The organism is Ruminococcus sp., from assembly GCF_016283395.1.
Genome location: NZ_JAEEMU010000044.1, coordinates 52,704 through 72,691, shown reverse-complemented (window position 1 = coordinate 72,691; position 19,988 = coordinate 52,704). Strand labels below are relative to the sequence as shown.

General features: G+C 42.2%; 11 protein-coding genes. 2 read left to right on the top strand and 9 right to left on the bottom strand.

All coding sequences use genetic code 11. From position 1 onward, the window contains the following. Positions 1-17 precede the first annotated feature (17 nt). Positions 18-3,194: a dockerin type I repeat-containing protein gene (locus tag QZZ41_RS10655; RefSeq protein ID WP_295071654.1), complete on the top strand. Its 3,177-nt coding sequence runs from the start codon at positions 18-20 to the stop codon at positions 3,192-3,194. Positions 3,195-3,303: 109 nt separating this feature from the next. On the opposite strand, the gene QZZ41_RS10650 is transcribed toward QZZ41_RS10655, so the two are convergent. The 4 genes from QZZ41_RS10650 to QZZ41_RS10635 form a co-directional block, all read right to left on the bottom strand. Further along, on the bottom strand, positions 3,304-5,847 hold the full coding sequence (locus QZZ41_RS10650; RefSeq protein WP_295071651.1) for a LamG-like jellyroll fold domain-containing protein: 2,544 nt from the start codon (positions 5,845-5,847) through the stop codon (positions 3,304-3,306). Positions 5,848-5,973: 126 nt separating this feature from the next. Next, complete coding sequence (locus QZZ41_RS10645; RefSeq protein ID WP_295071648.1) at positions 5,974-12,033, bottom strand: leucine-rich repeat protein; 6,060 nt, start codon at positions 12,031-12,033, stop codon at positions 5,974-5,976. Positions 12,034-12,323: 290 nt separating this feature from the next. Then, positions 12,324-12,917 (bottom strand): Fic family protein, encoded by a 594-nt coding sequence (locus QZZ41_RS10640; RefSeq protein ID WP_295071645.1) that lies wholly within the window; start codon positions 12,915-12,917, stop codon positions 12,324-12,326. Next, a complete protein-coding gene (locus tag QZZ41_RS10635) occupies positions 12,917-13,090 on the bottom strand; it encodes a hypothetical protein (RefSeq protein ID WP_295071642.1) in 174 nt (57 codons plus the stop codon). The genes QZZ41_RS10640 and QZZ41_RS10635 overlap by 1 nt, the downstream gene beginning before the upstream one ends. 415 nt (positions 13,091-13,505) lie before the next feature. On the opposite strand from QZZ41_RS10635, the gene QZZ41_RS10630 reads away from it, so the two are divergent. Continuing rightward, positions 13,506-14,807, top strand: coding sequence for a GGDEF domain-containing protein (locus tag QZZ41_RS10630; RefSeq protein WP_295071639.1), 1,302 nt, complete (start codon positions 13,506-13,508; stop codon positions 14,805-14,807). Between the two features lie 56 nt (positions 14,808-14,863). Here the strand turns inward: QZZ41_RS10630 and QZZ41_RS10625 are convergent, their stop codons facing one another. The 5 genes from QZZ41_RS10625 to QZZ41_RS10605 all read right to left on the bottom strand — a co-directional run bounded on the left by QZZ41_RS10625 (position 14,864) and on the right by QZZ41_RS10605 (position 19,829). Then, complete coding sequence (locus tag QZZ41_RS10625; protein ID WP_295071636.1) at positions 14,864-15,292, bottom strand: hypothetical protein; 429 nt, start codon at positions 15,290-15,292, stop codon at positions 14,864-14,866. A 14-nt stretch (positions 15,293-15,306) separates the two neighbouring features. Beyond that, on the bottom strand, positions 15,307-15,642 hold the full coding sequence (locus QZZ41_RS10620; RefSeq protein WP_295071633.1) for a hypothetical protein: 336 nt from the start codon (positions 15,640-15,642) through the stop codon (positions 15,307-15,309). A 75-nt stretch (positions 15,643-15,717) separates the two neighbouring features. Next, positions 15,718-16,929: a sugar ABC transporter permease gene (locus QZZ41_RS10615; protein ID WP_295071630.1), complete on the bottom strand. Its 1,212-nt coding sequence runs from the start codon at positions 16,927-16,929 to the stop codon at positions 15,718-15,720. Between the two features lie 18 nt (positions 16,930-16,947). Then, positions 16,948-18,483 carry a multiple monosaccharide ABC transporter ATP-binding protein gene (gene mmsA / locus QZZ41_RS10610; protein ID WP_295071627.1) on the bottom strand — a complete coding sequence of 512 codons (1,536 nt, stop codon included), beginning with the start codon at positions 18,481-18,483 and terminating at the stop codon, positions 16,948-16,950. 116 nt (positions 18,484-18,599) lie between these two features. Next, positions 18,600-19,829 carry a sugar-binding protein gene (locus QZZ41_RS10605; protein WP_295071624.1) on the bottom strand — a complete coding sequence of 410 codons (1,230 nt, stop codon included), beginning with the start codon at positions 19,827-19,829 and terminating at the stop codon, positions 18,600-18,602. Between the last annotated feature and the right edge of the window lie 159 nt (positions 19,830-19,988).

Sequence of the window (19,988 nt, the reverse complement as noted above, 5' to 3'; positions counted from 1 at the left end):
AGGTATGAGGTGATCTTATGAAAAATAAATTTATGTCGATAATGCTTGCAGCGACCTGCCTTGCATCAGCTTCACTGTCAAGCGGAATAGCCGCATATGCTGCCGATGGTACTGCATCAGCTGTTGCAGTCAAGGGCGATGCCAACTGCGATGGAGAAGTTGATATGTCCGATATCGTGCTCATTATGCAGTCTCTTGCAAATCCAAACAAGTACGGTGAAAACGGTACATCTGAAAGTCACCTTACCGTCCAAGGAAAGAAAAATGCAGATATGGACGGCGACGGACTTACAGTCGGCGATGCTCAGACAATTCAGAAAATGCTTTTAGGACTTGATATTGCAAATCAAGATAATACTGACGTTCTTTTCGGATATGAAGATATCAACAGCGGAAAGCCGATGCCGTCAGCAACTATCTTATTGAAGTGCAAATCATTCTCCCCTAAAGGCGAGGTACTCAGTGTCGATGCTGCTATGGGCGATATTGTCCTTAATTCTCTCAATTACGATGCAGCAGGAGCATATGAGTATGATGTTTATGCGTCTGACGGCATTAACGATCACAAACTTGAAGATAATGCTCTTAAAATAAACGGCGTATCAGGCGAATATAAGAAAGAGTATTCAAAAGATGATATCAAATTGTTCGATATTGACGGTAAGTATGAAAACTACAATTTATATCATCATGAAACTACAGAGATAGACTTTTCTGATTACAAGGCAGGCAGCAAAGGCTGCATAACATTCTCTTTCTATTCCAAACATACAAATGACCTTGGCAGTGGCATCTCAACTGACGGAACAAAAAGATTCATGTTTTACTATGTGGGCGAAAAAGGCACAGCCATAGGTGACAGTATTGAAAATGCTGAAAAAGCCTACAACAAAGCTGTAAACGGTTCGGATGCAGTTGATCCCATGCAGCCTACAACAGCTCAGCCTATCAGCTTTAAGGATACGGCAGCTGCTATTGCTGCAATAAACAGCTGCGATGTAAGCGACTATGATGAGGCTTACCGCGAAGATTACCGCAAAATGTTCGAGAGTTTCAGGAAAGACGGAAGCATTTATCAGGTTGTATACAATGATGCAATAAAATCTAACGACAACTATGGTGTTGCACTTTTCCCGAAGGCTAAATACGAGGATATGGGTATAGGCTCATATGTTACATTCAAAGGAAATAACTACCATATCACATTCTATTACGCTGATGCAGATGTTCTTTCCGAAACAGACAGTATTGCCCAGTATCTCCAAAAGCGTATGGGACGCAGAAGCGATAAGGAGATAACTGTCAATGATAAAAACGTCAGCTTGCTACTATCGGATAACGGTCAGAGCTATGCAGGTGCATTTATTGATGAGAACCACTATTTCACTGTAAATTGCAGTGCATCCGAAGATGAACTGACAGAGTTTCTGAATGTGTTCCAGTACGAAAAACTTGGTATACAGATTTTTGTACCGCCGTCTGAACCTACGACCTACGGCTTTTACAAATATGAGGATTATACAAAGTATATCGAGGAAAACGAGCTCGCGGACAAGATCGTGACCTATGATAAGCTCAGCGAATACGGACAGTTCGTTCAGTTCTTCATCAACTATGACTGGAAGCAGAATAATTACTTCTCGCTTTACTATATAATTGATGACGGTTCGAAAAAGACATTCGATATCATTATCAATGACATCGACCACAAATCAACGAACGAACATAAGTATGCGGAGCTCACCGACGCTCAGATAAACAAGTCCGATATGAGAACAGCTGCAACAGAGGCAGAATACGCATATTATGAGACTGAGGATAAGCGTTACAACTATCATAACGGCAAACTTGCTCAGATAACATGGTGCGACAGTGAGCATGAGTATATCATTGTGGGAAATACTTGGCTTTATGATTATCCGTACGTTGATAACACCTATATGGCTAAGCTCCTTGACCTCAATTCATCTGATATCGACAACTCCGAATATCTTATCGGAAATGAAAGTGTAAGCAGTGCAGGTTCAACAACGCAGAAGCTTGTACTGAACTGCAATTCATTCTGCGCAAAGGGCAAAGTTCTCACAGTCGACATGGCTATGGGAGATATCTTATCACGCCAGAAGTATTCCGATTATGATTCCGAGGGCTATCCAAATTCGGGACACCACGAATACAGCATAATGGCTACTGAAAACTATAAAGTAATCGACGATGAGAGACTCCTCATAAACGGCGAAAAAAGCGAGTACACCAAAGAATTCACAAAGGAAGATATGAAGGCACTTGATATCAGTCCTGATATCGGCAGCTATGACCAATATTACCACGAAACAGCCGAAATAGACTTCTCAAACTACGAAACAGGAAGCACAGGCTGTATCACATTCAGATTCGGTTGGAAATCAGACAGAGAAAACACGCTTGATGCCAATAGTGATTTCATAGGCATGGAGCAGACGATGTATTTCTATGTAGGTGAGGAGGGTGTCGGTATCAGCAATAACGGCTGGGAAGCTGCGAAGATAGCTTATGAAGCTAAATCCGATGATGACATCATGTTCTATGATTCCATTTATGTTAAATGGAACGGCAAGGAAGTAATGTCAAACCTGTACGATAAGCTCCGCAAGCCAAGTGACGAAGTGCTCCCAATAAACTTCAAGCTTTCAATGAGTCCTGACTATAACTTTGTATATAAAGGCAAAAAGTTATCGGAGTATGCAAACGCTAATAACAGTGAGTACATGACAAAGCTTCGCGATCTTATGGGATACGGTCCTACACTGAAATACGGTGAAATGGTCTACACAACAGGTACTCCAAACGGCATGAAATGGACTCAGGAATGGTACGAGGACAGGGTTGAATACTTTGGTGAAGAGCTTCTTTCAAAGTACATCGTTGACGGAGAATTCCTTGAAGAAAACCTCAGACTTGATATCAACAAATTGATGAAAGAAAACCGTATTGCCAATGACGAAGCTGAAAAGGCTTATTACAGGTACATAACCAATGAAGCCGTAAAACAGCTCGATAAGCAGAACATCAGATATGAGTATATGAATGATCCGAAACGTCTGGTAATTTACGTAACTGCCGATGAATTCGATTCCCTGTCACTTGATAATGTTGCAAGGTACGGACTTGATATTTCCGTTTCCAACGGCTTGGGGGTTGATGCGATCACCTGAAAACTGTATTACGATCGCATACTAAAAACTTATATTACAAAAAACGGCAGCGAGGATATTCCCCGCTGCCGTTTTCATGTCTTGCATAAAATGCATTTTTGACATTATATCAGCCTGTTATCAGTTTACGCATAAAGCACAAGTCAAAAACATCGATCACATTATCCTGACAGAGATCACCGTTTTTCCAGTTTGCAAGTCCGCCGCTTCCGAGAAGGAATTTCTGCATAGTCACAAGATCAGCAACTGTGAATTCTCCGTCTCCGTTTACATCGCCGCTGACCGCTTCTGATCCGCTGATCTCCGACTCGGTAAGTGCGCATTTATATATCTTTATGTTGTCGATACTTCCCTTGAAATAGCTGTCATCAGAATAGTAAGACTTGCCGAGATAACAGCTCGTTCCCGAACCCATATCAGCTATCTGTCCGTGTGTCTCTGTTGTGTGCAGCACTTCCCTGCCGTCTAAATACAGCTTCGTATCCGCACCGCTCACAACAAGTGTATAGTTATGCCACTGCGTACCGTCAAGGTCATAGATAAGCTCTGTTTCATCACGCCATGAGTCTGTAGTAGCTGCAAATCTGAACAGTTCATTTGCCACTCTGAAAAATACATACTTCTCATCATTTTTTCCTGCGGCAAAGGTGAAGAAATTCCCCTCCGACTCAGACTTTATGTCCATGCTCACGGTATACTCACGGCAGCCGTCAAGCATACCCATAGGAAATTCTCCGTATGTATCATCGCTTCCGTCAAGATACAGCACCTTTCCTTTCTGAGCGTCCTGTTTTACGGAAGCTCCGCCGTTAAGTGACAGGTTTCCCGTACCATTTTCAAAATCAATATCAACATAAGGCTTGGCTTTTTCAGCATTACCTACAGGAGTTCCGAACACCTTGACCTCATATACCGTAGGAGTATACCAGTTATTGTTGGGATTGTTCTGTAGCGTTGCATTCTGTACGTTAAGGCGCACATACCGTGCCTTGCCCGAAAGCATATCACTGTTGAAGCCGTATGTCTTGCTTACGACTTCGCTGTTCTTATCAGTGTGGTCGAGAAGCTTTGTCCAGTTCACACCGTCAACGCTTCCCTCAACTGTATATGTATAGTATCCCTCAGAACCCTTGCAAATATACCACGAAGTCTGGATATTCGCGAGTTCGCATACTCTTTCAAGGTCTACCTGCAAATAGAATGGCCATTTCTTATAATCGCCGATAGCTGTGAATGAGCTTTGATACGAGCCGTCAAAGGCTTTTGCAGGAGAGTTTCCGCTTTTTGCTGCAAGCGATGAAGAAGCAGGTCTGTCCTGAGAGAGAAGCTCACCCTGCTGAACAGGATAAAGCTCACCTGTAGATGTATTGTACTTAAAATACGGACAATAATCATAGAATGCAAAGCCATTGTCAAAGTACAGCGGACAAAGAGTAGTTCCGCTTGTGGTCGAAGCTCTCAGCCAGCGGTATGCGTGCATAAGATAGTTTTTGTCCTGCATATTCACTATCCAGCCCGACTGCGATGAAAAAGTTGATGTATTACCGATACTGCGAAGCTCGCTCCACTTGCCTTTCAGGTCTTTTGTAACGCTGTAGGCTCCGCTGCTTGGATACCAGCCTGCTGCCTGAGAAGTAAACAGGAAGTAGTATCCGTCCTTCTTGATAAGGTTAGGGAACTCACGATACTGATCCTCGAAAAGGGTGGTAACGACTTCCGTAACATCGCTGTAATCATCGTTCATGCGGAAAATATACATAGTCGCATTTGCGCCCTGTCCCTCTTTGTTGGCGGCGGCTATAAGATATCCTGCTCCATCATCATCGAAGAATATAGCCATATCGCGCACCTGTATCCCAAGAGGATTGTATACGTGATGAACTGTGAATTGTCCGCCCGGAGTTCCTGTGATAACAAGTGCTTTTCCGTCACTGTAACCGCTTGGCTTTTCCCAGTGTGCCCATACCACTACTTTATTCTTCGCAGGGATATAATCTATATGCACAGACTCTATCTTGCAGCTTTCAAGCGCGGAATTCTGCGAGCTGTCAGCTACATTGCGCTCATTGCCGAAGCGTTTGCCGTCACTTGATGTAGTCTCGGCAAGGTAAATATCGTCCTTGCCGTTATGCTTTTTCAGCGAGTAGCTGTAATAGGTATTCCCTACTTTATAACCGCTTGTATCATAGACAAGATTGCTGCCCTTCTGATTGTCGTAGGTGCTGAGTCCCGACGGAAGAACACAGGGAGTAAGCGACTTCACCGAGGAGTACACTTCTTTACCCTTAGACTTGACTCCGAGCTGATAATAGTAAGTCGTCCCCGTCACCATATCATCGTCCTCATATGAAGTTCCGCTGCCCTCATAAACAGGTACGAAATCATTTTCAGGATCTGTTGAACGATACAGCGTAAAGCTGTCAGCCGAGAGTGTAGTCGCCCATTGCAGCTCCGCATGGTCTGCACTTTTTTCGTCCAAAATGCAGAAAAGATTTCCAACAAGACCAACCTCGTCCGATACTGTGACTGAAGCCCTGGCAGCATGAGAAATTTCTCCCTTTCCGAAGCTTCCCATAGTCATCAGCATTGCAGTACTGCATATGACTGCGGCAGTACGTTTAAAGATGCTTTTTATGCTGACTGTATTTTCCATAATATCACTCCTTTTCAGTTTTTGACTGTCAAGCCTATTATAACATGATAAGTATATTATTGCAATAAAATGTCAGTATTTTATTAAAGGAAAAGCCGTATTCTTAACGAATACGGCTTTTTGAAGTTATACACCAAAGATGAATTCCTTTAAGGAGATAATGTCACCTTTAGCAATAGAAACATATACATAGTAGCTGAGAATGTACGATGCATCAAGGGCATCTATTTTGCCGTCTGCATTTACGTCATACGCTTTCTTCTGTTCATCAGTCAGCGGAACTGTCTGTGAAGTTGAATTCTTTGCATATATCAAAAGGATAATGCAAGCGTCAACTGCATCGACCTTTCCGTCACCCGATGCGTCGCCCAATTCGATATCAGGCTCAGTTGTTATAACAGGTGTACTTGTTGTAGTTGATGTGGTGGTAGATGTTGTTGATGTAGTTGTGGTTGTCGATGTTGTAGTGGTAGTTGTTTCCGAAGTAGTTGATGTAGATGTGGTAGTAGTTGTTTCTGTAGTCTCAGATGTTGTGGAAGTTGTGGTCGAAGTCTCTGTGAGTTCGGTCGAAGTAGTTTCTGTAGTAGTTGATGTAACTGTAGATGTTTCGTTAGTAGTTGTGGTGGTGGTTGTAGTAGTTGTAGTTTTAGATGTTGTCGAAGATGTAGTGGTTGTGCTTGTTGTAGTTGTTGTCTTGGATGTTGTTGAAGTTGATGTTGCAGGCTTGCTTGTTGTAGTCATTGTCTTAGATGTTGTTGAAGTTGATGTTGCAGGCTTGCTTGTTGTAGTCGTTGTCTTGGACGTTGTTGAAGTTGATGTTGCAGGCTTGCTTGTTGTAGTTGTTGTCTTGGATGTTGTTGAAGTTGATGTTGCAGGCTTGCTTGTTGTAGTTGTTGTCTTGGACGTTGTTGAAGTTGATGTTGCAGGCTTGCTTGTTGTAGTTGTTGTCTTGGATGTTGTTGAAGTTGATGTTGCAGGCTTGCTTGTTGCAGTTGTTGTCTTGGATGTTGTTGAAGTCGATGTTGCAGGCTTGCTTGTTGCAGTTGTTGTCTTGGACGTTGTAACAGTAGTAGTAGTTGTTGTTGTCGTAGCAGTACCGGAAGTTGTTGTAGTTGTAAAGTAATCTTCACCAAGGAATCTTACCTTACCGTCAATTGACTCATTGTTTATGCCAACAGTAACATTTTTCTCCCAGTCTGCTCTTGTACTCGGATAGTAAACGTTCTGTATTCCTCCGCAGCCATTAAATGCATTGTCTGAAATAACTGTAACTGTCTTAGGAAGATATACGTCTTCAATTCCTGCCATTTTGTAGAATGTGTACTTAGGAAGCTTTTTGCCTCCTCCCACAGTAACATCTGTAAGCGATTTCGGTATCCACCTGCCCCAGCCGCCTGTATTTTCTGTATAGTAATAATCCTTCTCATCACCGTTAAGGAATAATCCCGAAAGCTCGCACTTTAACTCAGGATCATCAATTGACTTTGCATTATATCCTGCAAAAGGAAGAGTCAGTTCGGCAAGTGACTTACAGCCGCTGAATATATGATATCCGATACCGTCTGCACCGCCGTTTACAACAACAGTTTTAAGTGATGAACACTCACTGAATGAAAAATCGCCAATAGTTTTTACAGTTGTGGGAACTGAAATACTTGTAAGACCTGTACAGCCTGAGAAAGCATAGCTTCCGACCTTAGTAAGAGTTGTCGGGAACTTGATAACATCAAAAGCTTCATTGCTGCAATTAGCGAATGAGTAATTCCCGATACTTTCAACTCCTTCAGGCATATAAGCAGTTTTCATAGATGAACAGTTAGCGTATGCATAATTGCCTATCTCTGTGATCGTCTCAGGGATATCAAAAGTTTCAACACCGGCAAAATTATTGAATGCATAGTCAGGTATCCTTGTGCCGCCTGTTATAGTGATCTTTTTGAGTGACTTAGGTATACGCCTGCCCCAGCCGTCAGTGGCGTTAAAAGAATAGTAGTCATCATTGTTTCCATTGCTGAAGTAGTTTATTATCTCCTGCTTGCTGTTCTCACTGTTTACAGCTTCAAGAGAGAAACCTGCAAACGGAAGTGTCATTTCAGCAAGTGACTTACAGCCGCTGAATATATGGTATCCGATACCGTCTGCACCGCCGTTTATAACAACAGTTTTAAGTGATGAGCACTCACTGAATGCGAAATCGCCAATAGTTTTTACTGTTGCAGGAACTGTAAAGCTTGTAAGACCTGTACAGCCCGAGAAAGCATAATCGCCTATAGCTGTAAGAGTCTTTGGGAATACAATAGTTTTGAGTGCAGAACTGCTGCAATTGCAGAATGCATAGTTGCCTATGCTTATAATACCCTCAGGGATATTGCCGTCTGAGATAGATGTACAGCCGTCAAATGCATGATCGCCGATGACCTTTACATTTTCGGGAATGTAGTCCTTTGTGATAGATGCACAGCCTGCAAATGTATAGTTGCCTATCTCTGTCACGCTCTTGGCAATATCGAACTTTTCAACGCCGCCGAAACGATAGAACGCATAGTTGCAAAGTCTTTTGCCGCTTAAAACAGTGACCTTTTTAAGTGACTTGGGTATCCACCTGCCCCAGCCGCCTGTATTTTCCATATAGTAGTAATCCTTATCATCACCGTTAAGGAATAATCCCGAAAGCTCGCACTTTAACTCAGGATCATCAATTGACTTTGCATTATATCCTGCAAAAGGAAGAGTCAGCTCGGCAAGCGATTTGCAGCCGCTGAAAATGTGATATCCGATACCGTCTGCACCGCCGTATAAAACGAAGGTTTTAAGTGAAGAACAGTTATTGAATTCATATTCACCGATAGTCTTTACTGTTTTGGGAACAGTTACATTTACAAGACCTGTGCAGTCTGAAAATGCGTAATCGCCGATAGATGTAAGAGTTGTCGGGAACTTGATAGTTTTGAACGCAGTGCTGCTGCAATATCTGAATGCGCATTTGCCTATGCTTTCAACACCTTCAGGTATATAAGCGTTTTCAAGAGATTCACATTCAGAATAAGAATAATCACCGAATGTTTTCATAGTCTCGGGAACATAGATATTCTTAACTGTCTTGATACGGTAAAAAGCATAATTCGGAACTCTTGTACCGTTTGTAACAGTGATCGTATCAAGAGATTTAGGTATCCACCTACCCCAGCCGTCTGTATTGTTTACAGTAACAAATTGCTCAGCATTACCGTCAGCAAAGAAATCCGTGAACTCCTGTCTGCTGTCCTCTTCCTCTGCTTTTTCAAGAGAATGTCCAATGTACGGGATAGTGATATCTTCAATAGCTGAACAGCCGCTGAATATATGATATCCTATACTCTTGACACCGTCACTGATAACAGCTTTTTTAAGTGAAATACAGCCGCTGAATACGTAATTATTGATCGTTGCTATCGTATCAGGAACTTCGATCGCCTCTATACCTTCGCAGCCCGCGAAAACATAAGGTGCAAGCTCGGAGATAGTGGCAGGGATAACGATATCAGTAAATGAAGCACAGCCGTAAAAAGCACTCTCCTCTACTGTTTTAACAGCCTTTGGCATTACAAGCTTTCCCTTTGGAAGTGCAGCCTCTTTGCCGTAAGTTATCTGAGAAAGTGATGAACAGTTTCTGAAAGCATTCTTTCCTATACGCTGTATAGTCTGCGGCATATTAATGGATTCCATGTTGGAGCAGTCAACGAATACATTGCTGCCTGTATTCGTTATTATTTCGCCGTCGCTTTCATCACCGCTGTTCAGTATAAGAACGTTCTTTATGATAGAAGAATCTCTGAATGGTGAGCCGTTAAAATCGTACATCTCACCATATCCGCATATAGCCATATATCCGTTGGGATAGAGCATATATGAGATATGATCGCCAAGTGAACCTGTCTCTGCGATTATCTGATCCTTTTCAAATGAAAGTGCAGGAAGTGTCTGTGTTACCATTACCTTTGGGGGAGTGGAAGCCTTTGTAACAGGAACACCTGTTGCAGTCTTTGAATCGCCGTGAGAGTAATTCTTAAAATTACCGTCATCATCAACATTTACATTTTCCTCAAACTTCAGATCCTGTGCCGAATTGGTAACTGTTACGCTGCCGTGTTCCAGTGTTTCCCCGTTATAGATCACATCATAAGTGTATGTACCGGGCAGGCAGTAGAATGTTGCACCGCCTGAACCAACAGTGGTCTGCTTGTCTTTAAGTTTAACTGTAGCAGGGATATAGCCGTCGTCAGCCGTACTCGTTACGTTGAACGTAGTTCTGTACCTATTGTGATCACACTCACCCAGACCAAAACCGTTTTCTGACGAGAAATAGAAGTTAAGCGGTGAAATATTTAAAGTGGCCTCAAGAAGCTTATATTTATTCTTCTTTCTGAGCACGTTGAACTCAAGATCTACCTTTATAACAAAGTCTGTCTTACCCTTGATACAGCACTTGCAGGCATGATAAGAATTGCCTTTACCGCTTTCAGCGATAACTGTATCTTCGGGTTCGTCGACATTTCTGGCAAGCTGGTCGTAAAGCTCGCTCATACTTGCAGAAGCACTTATTTTGATACCTGCCTTCATATCAACATCAATAGATGCAATATTGGGACTTACAGCCTCTACTCTCGGCTTCAGCTCAAGACCCGCATAAATCTCGCCCGATATTTTAAGGTCCGCGCTCATGTTATCTTCACTGAACAGCTGTGTCTTGTTTTCAAATTTACCTTTCGAGTAAGCAAATCCAAGAACGTTGTCCCACTTTACCGTTAATTCGATATTGCCTGAGAATTCGGCAAAAATTCTCGGTGATACATCAACGATAATTCCGGGGATAGATGTGGGGATTACAAAATGTGCAAGGGTAGCTCCGATAGACTTGACCGTATCACCTGTGAGAGTATCATAGCCGCTTGCCGATAATCCAAGAGTGAACTTTATTGCAGGAGATACCTTGAATGTAAATTCAATATCCGTGGTGAAAAGGCTCATATAGACATTAAGGTTGAGGGAAAGTGTAACAGTTCCCGAAACCTTTCTTTGAGCCTTTGCTTCCGAATCCCAGTAAGGATCAAGATGACTGAGATCCTCAGTCTGCGGATCCATTATTGAGTTGATATCGAAGGTCTTGCTTGATGTAACATCAAATTTGACCTCACTCTGAGGCATCTCATACTCGAAAGCGAATGAACCGTCCTCATTGATGACGGGAGCACCATTTTCATCGGTATCTGGGAATGATACGCCCTCATCAGCAACAGAAGTATCCACCTGTGAATTCTGTATGTCTCCGTCTGCTTCTATCTTTACAAAGTCAAACATATCATCAATGTCGCCGTTGCCAGATACTGTAACAGTGTCGCCGTCTTTTCTGATATTTTCAACGTTTACGGCGATGATGTTCTCATCATCAGGCTGTACGAAGAACAGATCGCCCTCCTGAAGTGAAGAAACTGTCTCGTCGGCATTGTCAAAGACGAAAACATTATTATCATAGTCGGCAGAAACGAGAGTATTCTGCTCTTCCGTACTCTCTGCCTGCACCGTATCTTCGCTGAGAACAAGGAAGTTTGTAGTTTCATCTTCATCGAGATTAACTACCTGTTCCTCATCGAAGGCTGTAATATCGGTGGCAATGATATCCTGAACAGCCTTTGTGTACCTGCTCAGGGTATATGCTTCGCCCACAGGTCGGTTCATCTTGTCAAAGAGCTGAGCCTTTACAACGTAATACTGCGGAAGCTTTGAGATATCAGCCTTGACCTCACTGTTGATGAGTTTGCCTGCTCCAACAGAAGTTTTAACACTAAAAGCGTTTTTTGAAGTCTCATCATCAATGAAAGAGACTACGATCTTAGCATCAGCAGATTGAGTAGATGCTATCTGCACCAGACCTGTCTCGCTGTTGAATTCCAGAGATGTTATCTGGAACTGGTATTCATCGGTGTTTGCAGCAAGTGGATCAGGTACGTCTTTTTTGGCAGCTTCACCCTTGAGAAATCTTCCAAGCGAGTTTGTTGATCTTACATCGAATTCGCTTGAAGCATTTTTTGCTTTCTCTTTAGCTGCCTTTGCTTCGTGACCGGCACGGTATGATGCCTGATTTGGCAGAACGGCTGTAGTACATATCACTGCACTTAGTACGCCTGCGATTAGTCGGTTCATAAGCATTTTTCGTCATTCCTCCTTAATACATCAATTGGTATAATTTACCAGATATATATTATATAAAAAACAATACTGGCTGTCAATATATTTCCGGTCAATTTCACCCCTTTTCACACCATAAAATGCGATAGTTTAAACACCCGTTTTAACTTATAAACAGGCAAAAATCAGATGTACGGCAAAACTGCCATTTTTCAACCGCCAAAGGTATATAAAAAATCATATAGCCAACTCAAAAACAGGACAAAAAAACTCCCACATATCCGTACCCTGTCGGTACAGACTGTGGGAGATCATTTTTCAATTATTTCCGCAAAGACAGCTTTCAGCAGTGAAGTATCACCATGAGCAGCCTTTATCGTTGCAATAGCAAGCATATCCGCATCACATAATGCAAAGTCGATATCATGATCGGCATTTCTGACAAGCAATGTAATGAACAGCCTTAACGTTCTGCCGTTTCCCTCACGGAAAGGGTGAATCATATTCAGCTCGTGATACAGTTCCGCTATTTCGGAAACGAATTCATCATATTCCATACCTCGAAAGAAATCCTGCGCTTTCAGACGTTCAAATCTCAGCTTTCCAAGTCTTTCAAGCTCATTATGATCGCAGAAGACCGTTCCCTTCTTCGAGATGTTTATAGTACGTACAGTGCCTGCCCAATCGTACAGATCACCGAAAATAAGCTTATGAAGCCCCTTGTAGAAATCAAAATCCACATCGATGAATTCCAGTTCCTTTTCAGCCTTTGCAGAACATGATGTAACGATAATGGATTCTGCTTCACACAGAAGCTCCTGCTCTCTTATATCAAGCTTATTGATAAGGACAGTCGTCCCCGGGTAGCAGCTGTCCTGACACCCTTCAATGCTATATACAGCCATTATGACCTTTCTGCGCATTTCTGCGCAACTATCTTTATAAGCTTATCGTGTGAAAGTCTGTTGTCAGCATACTTTTTTATCAATCCAACCGCTTCCTTGCTAAAACCCAGACCTTCCATTTTTGCGGAAGCGATCTGATTTTTAACAGCCTTTTCAGTTGTAACACCGTGCATTCTATCAGCTCCTTACTTTCACATTATAACCGAAACAAATATCATTGTCAATAGTTTATTATGTGCAAATATGCGTACTTTAACTGACTTTAATATATCACAAATGTGTCAGATGTAAAACGACTCTGAACTATGATTTTTTCAGCATATCATAGAGCATCTGTAACGTGCAGGCGGCATATCATTACAGCATATTCACCAATCTATTGCCTGTTGGATTGTATAAAGCTACAAATAATTCCATTATCCTGTTTAATTCACAAAATGTTATCAAATTCTTTGCAATTATGTGATAAAATATAATTATGATGCTATATAGAATCGATAATAAGATTCTTTTTCAAAATTGATCTGTGTACCAAAACAGGGCTTTAATTTTATCCCTGAATAAATTTTCATCTTGGGGGGACTCATTGTGGGGACTATAGATTTTGAAAACTGTACTCTTGAAAATGTAGTTGCTTTTGTGACTGAGGAAGTGGACTCTGTCATTGTAGTCGACGGAAAAAATGATAGATACAAGACCATTGTCCGAAAAGGTTTATTCGTTGATTTCATAGAAGAACAGGGACTATATAAGGACCTCATTGCCAAACTATGGTATCACTTTAACAACAGCTCAACAGGTGTTGTGGAGGATTATCATGTCTTTATCCCTACATCTGGAAAATTCATCGGCAAATACAGCAAAAGAATAAATATCGAATGTCACGGTGTGCCTCATGTTGTCCAGATGACGATATATCCCACAGCTCAGGAAGACATATATATCTTTATCCTTGATGAACTCGACGGAAGCCAGTACGTTGACGAAACCCTTACAAACAATAAGGTCAAATCAATTCAGAATACATATCTTTTCTCAATGTACGTGGATATAGTACAGGATACAACAAACAGTATCAGTGTTACAGAGTTATCCGATGAAGTAATGAATCAACAGCTCAAATATTCCGAATGGCGCAGGATGATCGTTAATATGATATGGCCTGACGATCAGGCTCTGTTCCTTCAAAGGACTTCCCCCGAATACCTCAAGGAGAATCTTGCTCCGGGCAAAACTTCATCATATGATTGCCTTATGATGAATCTTGAAGGAAAATACATATGGGTAAAGCTTATTTTCTCCCGTGCCGAAACAAACAACGATGAAGATTTCAGATTTGTATTCATGGTACAGGATATTCACGATAATACAGTTGAGCTTATGTCCACGCTGAAAAAATACGAGGAACTTGCTTCAAAGGACACTCTTACTTCCATATACAACCACGGACGTATCGAGACCGAGATACGCAACGCCATTGAAAGCAAAAAAAGGAAGCAGCAGAATACTTCCATTATGATGATAGATATTGACTTTTTCAAGAGCGTAAATGACAGATTCGGTCATTCTGTCGGAGATGCAACTCTCGTTCGTTTCGTTAATACTATCCTGGATATCATAAAGGCTCGCGGCGCAGTACTGGGACGCTGGGGCGGAGAAGAATTCGTTGTTGTACTTTATGATGCCGATGCAGAAAACAGCTTTATCTTTGCTGAAAAACTGAGAAATCAGGTCGCCGAAACAGATTTTGAAAACGTTGGACACATAACCTGTAGTATCGGTATTACACAAATAGATATCGATGACGACTTCGGAAACGCATTTGACCGTATGGACAAAGCGGTATACGAAGCAAAATCAGCAGGAAGAAACTGCGTAAAGGTCATATAAACAAAAGCCCCTTTTGAAAAGGGGCTTTTTCATTACTATAAAGGATAATTCAGTTCTTACTTAGCGGCTTTTTTAAGTGCTGAAAACACCTGCTTCTGTACGGGAAAACGCTGCCTTTTCGGAACATCTTTTTCATATTGTCGCATGAGTTCTTCCGCATCAGTCTTATCGAGCATTCCGATAAGCTCTGTAGTAAATCCGTGAACTGCGTTCATCATCCAGTAAGAACTAAGTGACTCATTAAGTTCTGAGGGCACATGATAGATATATCCCAGCACTTCACGTATCTCAGCCGAAGAGGGACAGCTGCTTCCAAAGCTTTTAAGCTCTGCTTCAAGCTTTTCTGCAAAAGCGTCATGGCAAGGATCATCTGAGATCTTTTTCCCCATACCGAAAAGACCGTCACCTATTTTCTTCTTGCTTTCAAGCTCTTGTACCTGCGCGATGTATTCGCTGTAAAGCTTTTTTACCTCAGCCATGCCCATGAGACTTTCCCCTTTCAGACAGTTTCGCTCTCAGCTTCGCTGCTTTCCGAACTATCATCTTCCTCCGTTGCTTCTGCCTCGACAGTTTCATCATCAGCTGCATGATCTTCTTTGATCTTAGCTGAATCAAGATCAATAAGGAAACGTTTTCTCGAATAGATAATAAAAGCTATGGCTGCTGCCATGAAAACACCGCCGATTATCCAGCACATAGTCTTGCTCATGGAAGTGTCCTCAGCCGATGCTATCTTGAAAGCAAGATAGCAGATATAAACGGCAACTATCATTCTCAGTCCAATCGACTTATATGCTTTTGAACGCTTTTCCAAGTCATATTTTACTTCGTTCATAATTATTCCCTTTCACATTAATGCAGATTACGGCCCGGAGTCCCCATGACTGCTCCGAGCCGTATTATTAGCCTCTTAACCTGCCTTACCTGTCTTCTTATTTGAAACAACGTCAAAGATAACAGCAACGAGAAGAACGCCGCCCTTGACAACATACTGCCAGTTGTTGTCAAGACCCTTGATAGACATACCCTGGTTGATAACACCGAGGAGTATAGCACCTACCATAACTCCGCCGACTGTACCGCTTCCGCCGTATGCAGAAGCACCGCCGATGAAGCATGAACCGATAGCGTCCATTTCAAATGAGTTACCTGTATCACCGTTTACGGAACCAACACGGGCTGCAACGAGAAGACCTGAAAGACCAGCCAGTACTGACATAGATGTATATGCCATGAAGTAAACCATCTTTGTATTGATACCTGAAAGCTTTGTAGCCTTTTCGTTACCGCCGACAGCATAGAAATGACGACCGAATGCTGTCTTGGAAGTGATGAATGCATAGATACCTACAACTGCAAGTACCCAGATAGCCATTACAGGGATACCCTTGTAAAGTGAAAGCTTCCATGTATAAGCTAGTATAAGAGCATCAATTACGAGTACCTTTCCGAACTGTGATATAGCAGACTCCTGCTTATACCCTTTCTTAGCCTTCTTTACACGCTTGAGAACAGTTACTGCAATAAGAGCAACTGAAATTATTATACCTAAGATAAGTGCAGATAATCTTACCTCAACGTCTTTTCCTTCAGCGTTGATATGCCACGAATGGTCAAGTCCCGGAACATCAATATATGAAGTAAAGATATCAAGGAACTTTTTGCCTACGCTGCCCTCTGACTGAGGGATAGCGATAGTCTTTGACTCAAGTATAGCACGTCCGAAACCTCTGAACAGGAACATTCCTGCGAGAGTACAGATAAACGGCGGTATATGTACATATCCGATCCAGAAACCCTGCCACATACCGATAAGGCATGAGAATACAAGACAGAGTAAAATAACAATTATCGGATTAAGATTATGTTTTGTCAGCATCTGCGCAGCAATAGCACCAATGAGACAAACTGTCGAACCTACTGAAAGGTCGATGTTACCGCCTGTGAGGATACACATAAGCATACCGCAGGCAAGTACAAGAACATATGAATTCTGTATCAGAAGATTTGAAAGATTCTGCGAAAGCAGAAGCTTTTGTTCTGTCCATATAGCAAAGAAAATGAATACCACGACCAGGGCAATGACCATGGTGTATTTCTTTATGAATGATTTAACGTTCATATTACACTCCTTCGATCATTAATTTTTGTCGGAACTAAGGATAGCAGACATGATCTTTTCCTGCGTAGCTTCAGAAGCAGGCATCTCTGCGACCATTTTTCCTTCGTTCATAACATATATACGATCACACATACCAAGCAACTCAGGCATTTCCGAAGATATCATAACAACTGATTTGCCCTGTGCCACAAGTTCATTCATAATGCAGTATATCTCATACTTTGCACCTACGTCGATACCTCTTGTAGGTTCGTCAAGTATAAGAACTTCAGGATCTGCAAACATCCATTTTGCCAGCAGCACCTTCTGCTGGTTTCCGCCTGAAAGGTTTCCTACTGCCTGCTGTACGGAAGGAGTCTTAGTCTTGAGCCTTCCCTTGTAATCCTCTGCAACAGCATTCTCCTTGTCAACGTTAACGATACCCTTGCTGCACACCTTTTCAAGACGTGCCATAGTAGTATTTTTTGCAATACTCTCAGACAGTATCAGACCATTGCCCTTTCTGTCCTCGGTAACATATGCAAGTCCTGCTTCGATAGCAGAACGGACATTTTTAAGCTCCATGTCCTTGCCGTCTATTTTAAGCTTTCCACTGATACCGGAACCGTATGACCTTCCGAAAATAGACATAGCAAGCTCGGTACGTCCTGCACCCTGCAAGCCAGAAAAACCAACTATCTCGCCGCGGTGGACATTGAATGAGACATTATCAACTACCTTCTTTTCGGTATAAAGCGGATGATGAACTGTCCAGCCGCTTACCTCCATGCCGATCTTATCGCTGATATTATGCTCACGTGACGGATAACGGTCGCTGAGTTCACGTCCGACCATTCCGCGAATGATACGCGCCTCGTCAATATTATGATCTGCATTGTCGATAGTCTCGATAGTTGAACCGTCACGAAGAACAGTTATCTTATCCGCAACGTATGATATCTCATTGAGCTTATGGGAAATAATGATAGAAGTCATGCCCTCTTTCTTAAAGCCTAATAAAAGATCGAGAAGCATTTTTGAATCTTCTTCATTAAGTGACGAAGTAGGCTCGTCAAGTATGAGCAGCTTAACGTTCTTGCTGAGAGCCTTAGCGATCTCAACCAGCTGCTGTTTACCTGTACCGATATCCTTTATAAGGGTAGTAGCCTCTTCTTTAAGACCAACCTGACGCATATGCTCGCCTGCTTCATGGTAAGTCTTGTCCCAGTCGATACCAAAGAGTCCCTTCTGCTCGTTGCCAAGGAACATATTCTCACCAATGGAAAGCTCGGGGATAAGAGCAAGCTCCTGATGTATGATAACGATGCCTTTTTCCTCACTGTCATGCAGTGTCTTGAACTGGCAGGTCTCACCGTTATATACTATATCTCCCGAATATGTACCATAGGGATATGTTCCGCTGAGAACATTCATAAGTGTGGATTTACCCGCACCGTTCTCACCAACAAGGGCATGTATCTCGCCCGGTCTTACTTGAAGATTAACATTATCAAGTGCTTTTACACCCGGAAACTCCTTTGTTATCTTTTTCATTTCAAGTATAAATTCTGCCAAGTATATCCCTCCTTCGCCCTGCGAAAATGGCTATTTACCGTTCGCAGATGACCTGAAAATTTAGAAAAAGGGGCGGGCATAGCCCGCCCAGAAAGTATTATTACGTTATTCGTTTATCAGGTCGTGGAAGCTGTTGACTCCAGATACTTGTTAGCACTATCCCACTGATAGAGACCTGTGTCAACAAGCTTATCCAGGTTATCCTTAGTGATTACATAAGGAACGAGGAGGTATGAAGGAACAGTCTTTACGCCGTTGTCATATGATGATGTATCATATGTTGCCTCAGCAGAAAGTGAGTCAAGAAGGCTTGCATCAGGTGTCTGACCTGAAAGGATAGCCTTTGATACTTCAAGAGTAACGCCTGCTTCATCGCTTACGTTCTTATATACAGTCATTGACTGCTTGCCGTCAACGATATTCTTGAGGTTAGCGATATCGCCGTCCTGACCTGTAACGATAGGAACATTCTTACCGTTGTAGTCTGAAGAGATAGCCTGAGCTACGCCAAGAGCTGTTGAGTCATTTGAGCAGAGGGCAACGTCAAGCTGTGTGCCGTCTGAGTAATACGATGCAAGAGTATTCTGCATATTAGCAAGAGCTGTATCTGTTGACCACTGTGCAGTAGCAACCTGCTCGAACTTTTTCTTGCCTGACGGGATATTGAGCTTTCCGTCGTCGATATACTTCTTAACAGCATCGTATGCACCGTTGAAGAAGTAGCCTGCGTTATTATCAGCAGGGTCACCTGCTGTGAACTCGATATTGAAAGGACCTGCAGCATTATCAAGGTCAAGAGTCTCAACAACATACTCGCCCTGGAGCTTACCTACTGTGTAGTTATCGAATGATACATAGTAAGAAACAGCGTCTGTGTTCATGATAAGACGGTCATAAGCGATTACAGGGATACCTGCATCCTTTGCATCAGCAAGTGTCTGAGAAAGTGTGCTTCCGTCGATAGCAGCGATAAGGAGAAGGTCTACCTTATCAGCGATCATTCCCTGGATATCGTTGTTCTGCTGGTTATCATTGTTGTCTGAATACTTCAGCTCAACAGAATAGCCTGCTGCCTCGAACTGTGACTTGAGGTACTCACCGTCACGGTTCCAACGCTCAAGAGACTTTGTAGGCATTGCGATACCTACTGTCTTACCAGCTGCACTATTGTTGTTGTCAGCACCTGCGTCAGCCTCTGTAGCAGCATCGTTAGCCTTTGTTGTAGCCTCTGTGTTGTTGTTGCTGTTGTTATTAGTGCTTTCATTAGACGAACTATCTCCGCAAGCAGTGAATGCGCCTAACATTACCAGTGAGCTTACAGCAGCAAGAAATTTTTTCATTTTCATTTGAAAATTCCTCCTTTTAAAATGTTAAAATTAAATTGTTAAAAAATTGTTGCCATTCTTTATTTTATAACGATACCCGTTATAAAATATTTTACTCTCTTTTCTTTGAAGTGTCAATATGTTATACAAGCATTTTGGCGTATTGAATAACATCGCTCA

Excerpts from the sequence above, each read along its gene's own strand:
- QZZ41_RS10615 (WP_295071630.1), bottom strand. The coding sequence starts at position 16,929 with ATGAACGTTAAATCATTCATAAAGAAATACACCATGGTCATTGCCCTG.
- QZZ41_RS10635 (WP_295071642.1), bottom strand. The coding sequence starts at position 13,090 with ATGCACGGTGTTACAACTGAAAAGGCTGTTAAAAATCAGATCGCTTCC.
- QZZ41_RS10655 (WP_295071654.1), top strand. The coding sequence starts at position 18 with ATGAAAAATAAATTTATGTCGATAATGCTTGCAGCGACCTGCCTTGCA.
- QZZ41_RS10645 (WP_295071648.1), bottom strand. The coding sequence starts at position 12,033 with ATGCTTATGAACCGACTAATCGCAGGCGTACTAAGTGCAGTGATATGT.
- QZZ41_RS10640 (WP_295071645.1), bottom strand. The coding sequence starts at position 12,917 with ATGGCTGTATATAGCATTGAAGGGTGTCAGGACAGCTGCTACCCGGGG.
- QZZ41_RS10605 (WP_295071624.1), bottom strand. The coding sequence starts at position 19,829 with ATGAAAATGAAAAAATTTCTTGCTGCTGTAAGCTCACTGGTAATGTTA.
- QZZ41_RS10625 (WP_295071636.1), bottom strand. The coding sequence starts at position 15,292 with ATGGGCATGGCTGAGGTAAAAAAGCTTTACAGCGAATACATCGCGCAG.
- QZZ41_RS10650 (WP_295071651.1), bottom strand. The coding sequence starts at position 5,847 with ATGGAAAATACAGTCAGCATAAAAAGCATCTTTAAACGTACTGCCGCA.
- QZZ41_RS10620 (WP_295071633.1), bottom strand. The coding sequence starts at position 15,642 with ATGAACGAAGTAAAATATGACTTGGAAAAGCGTTCAAAAGCATATAAG.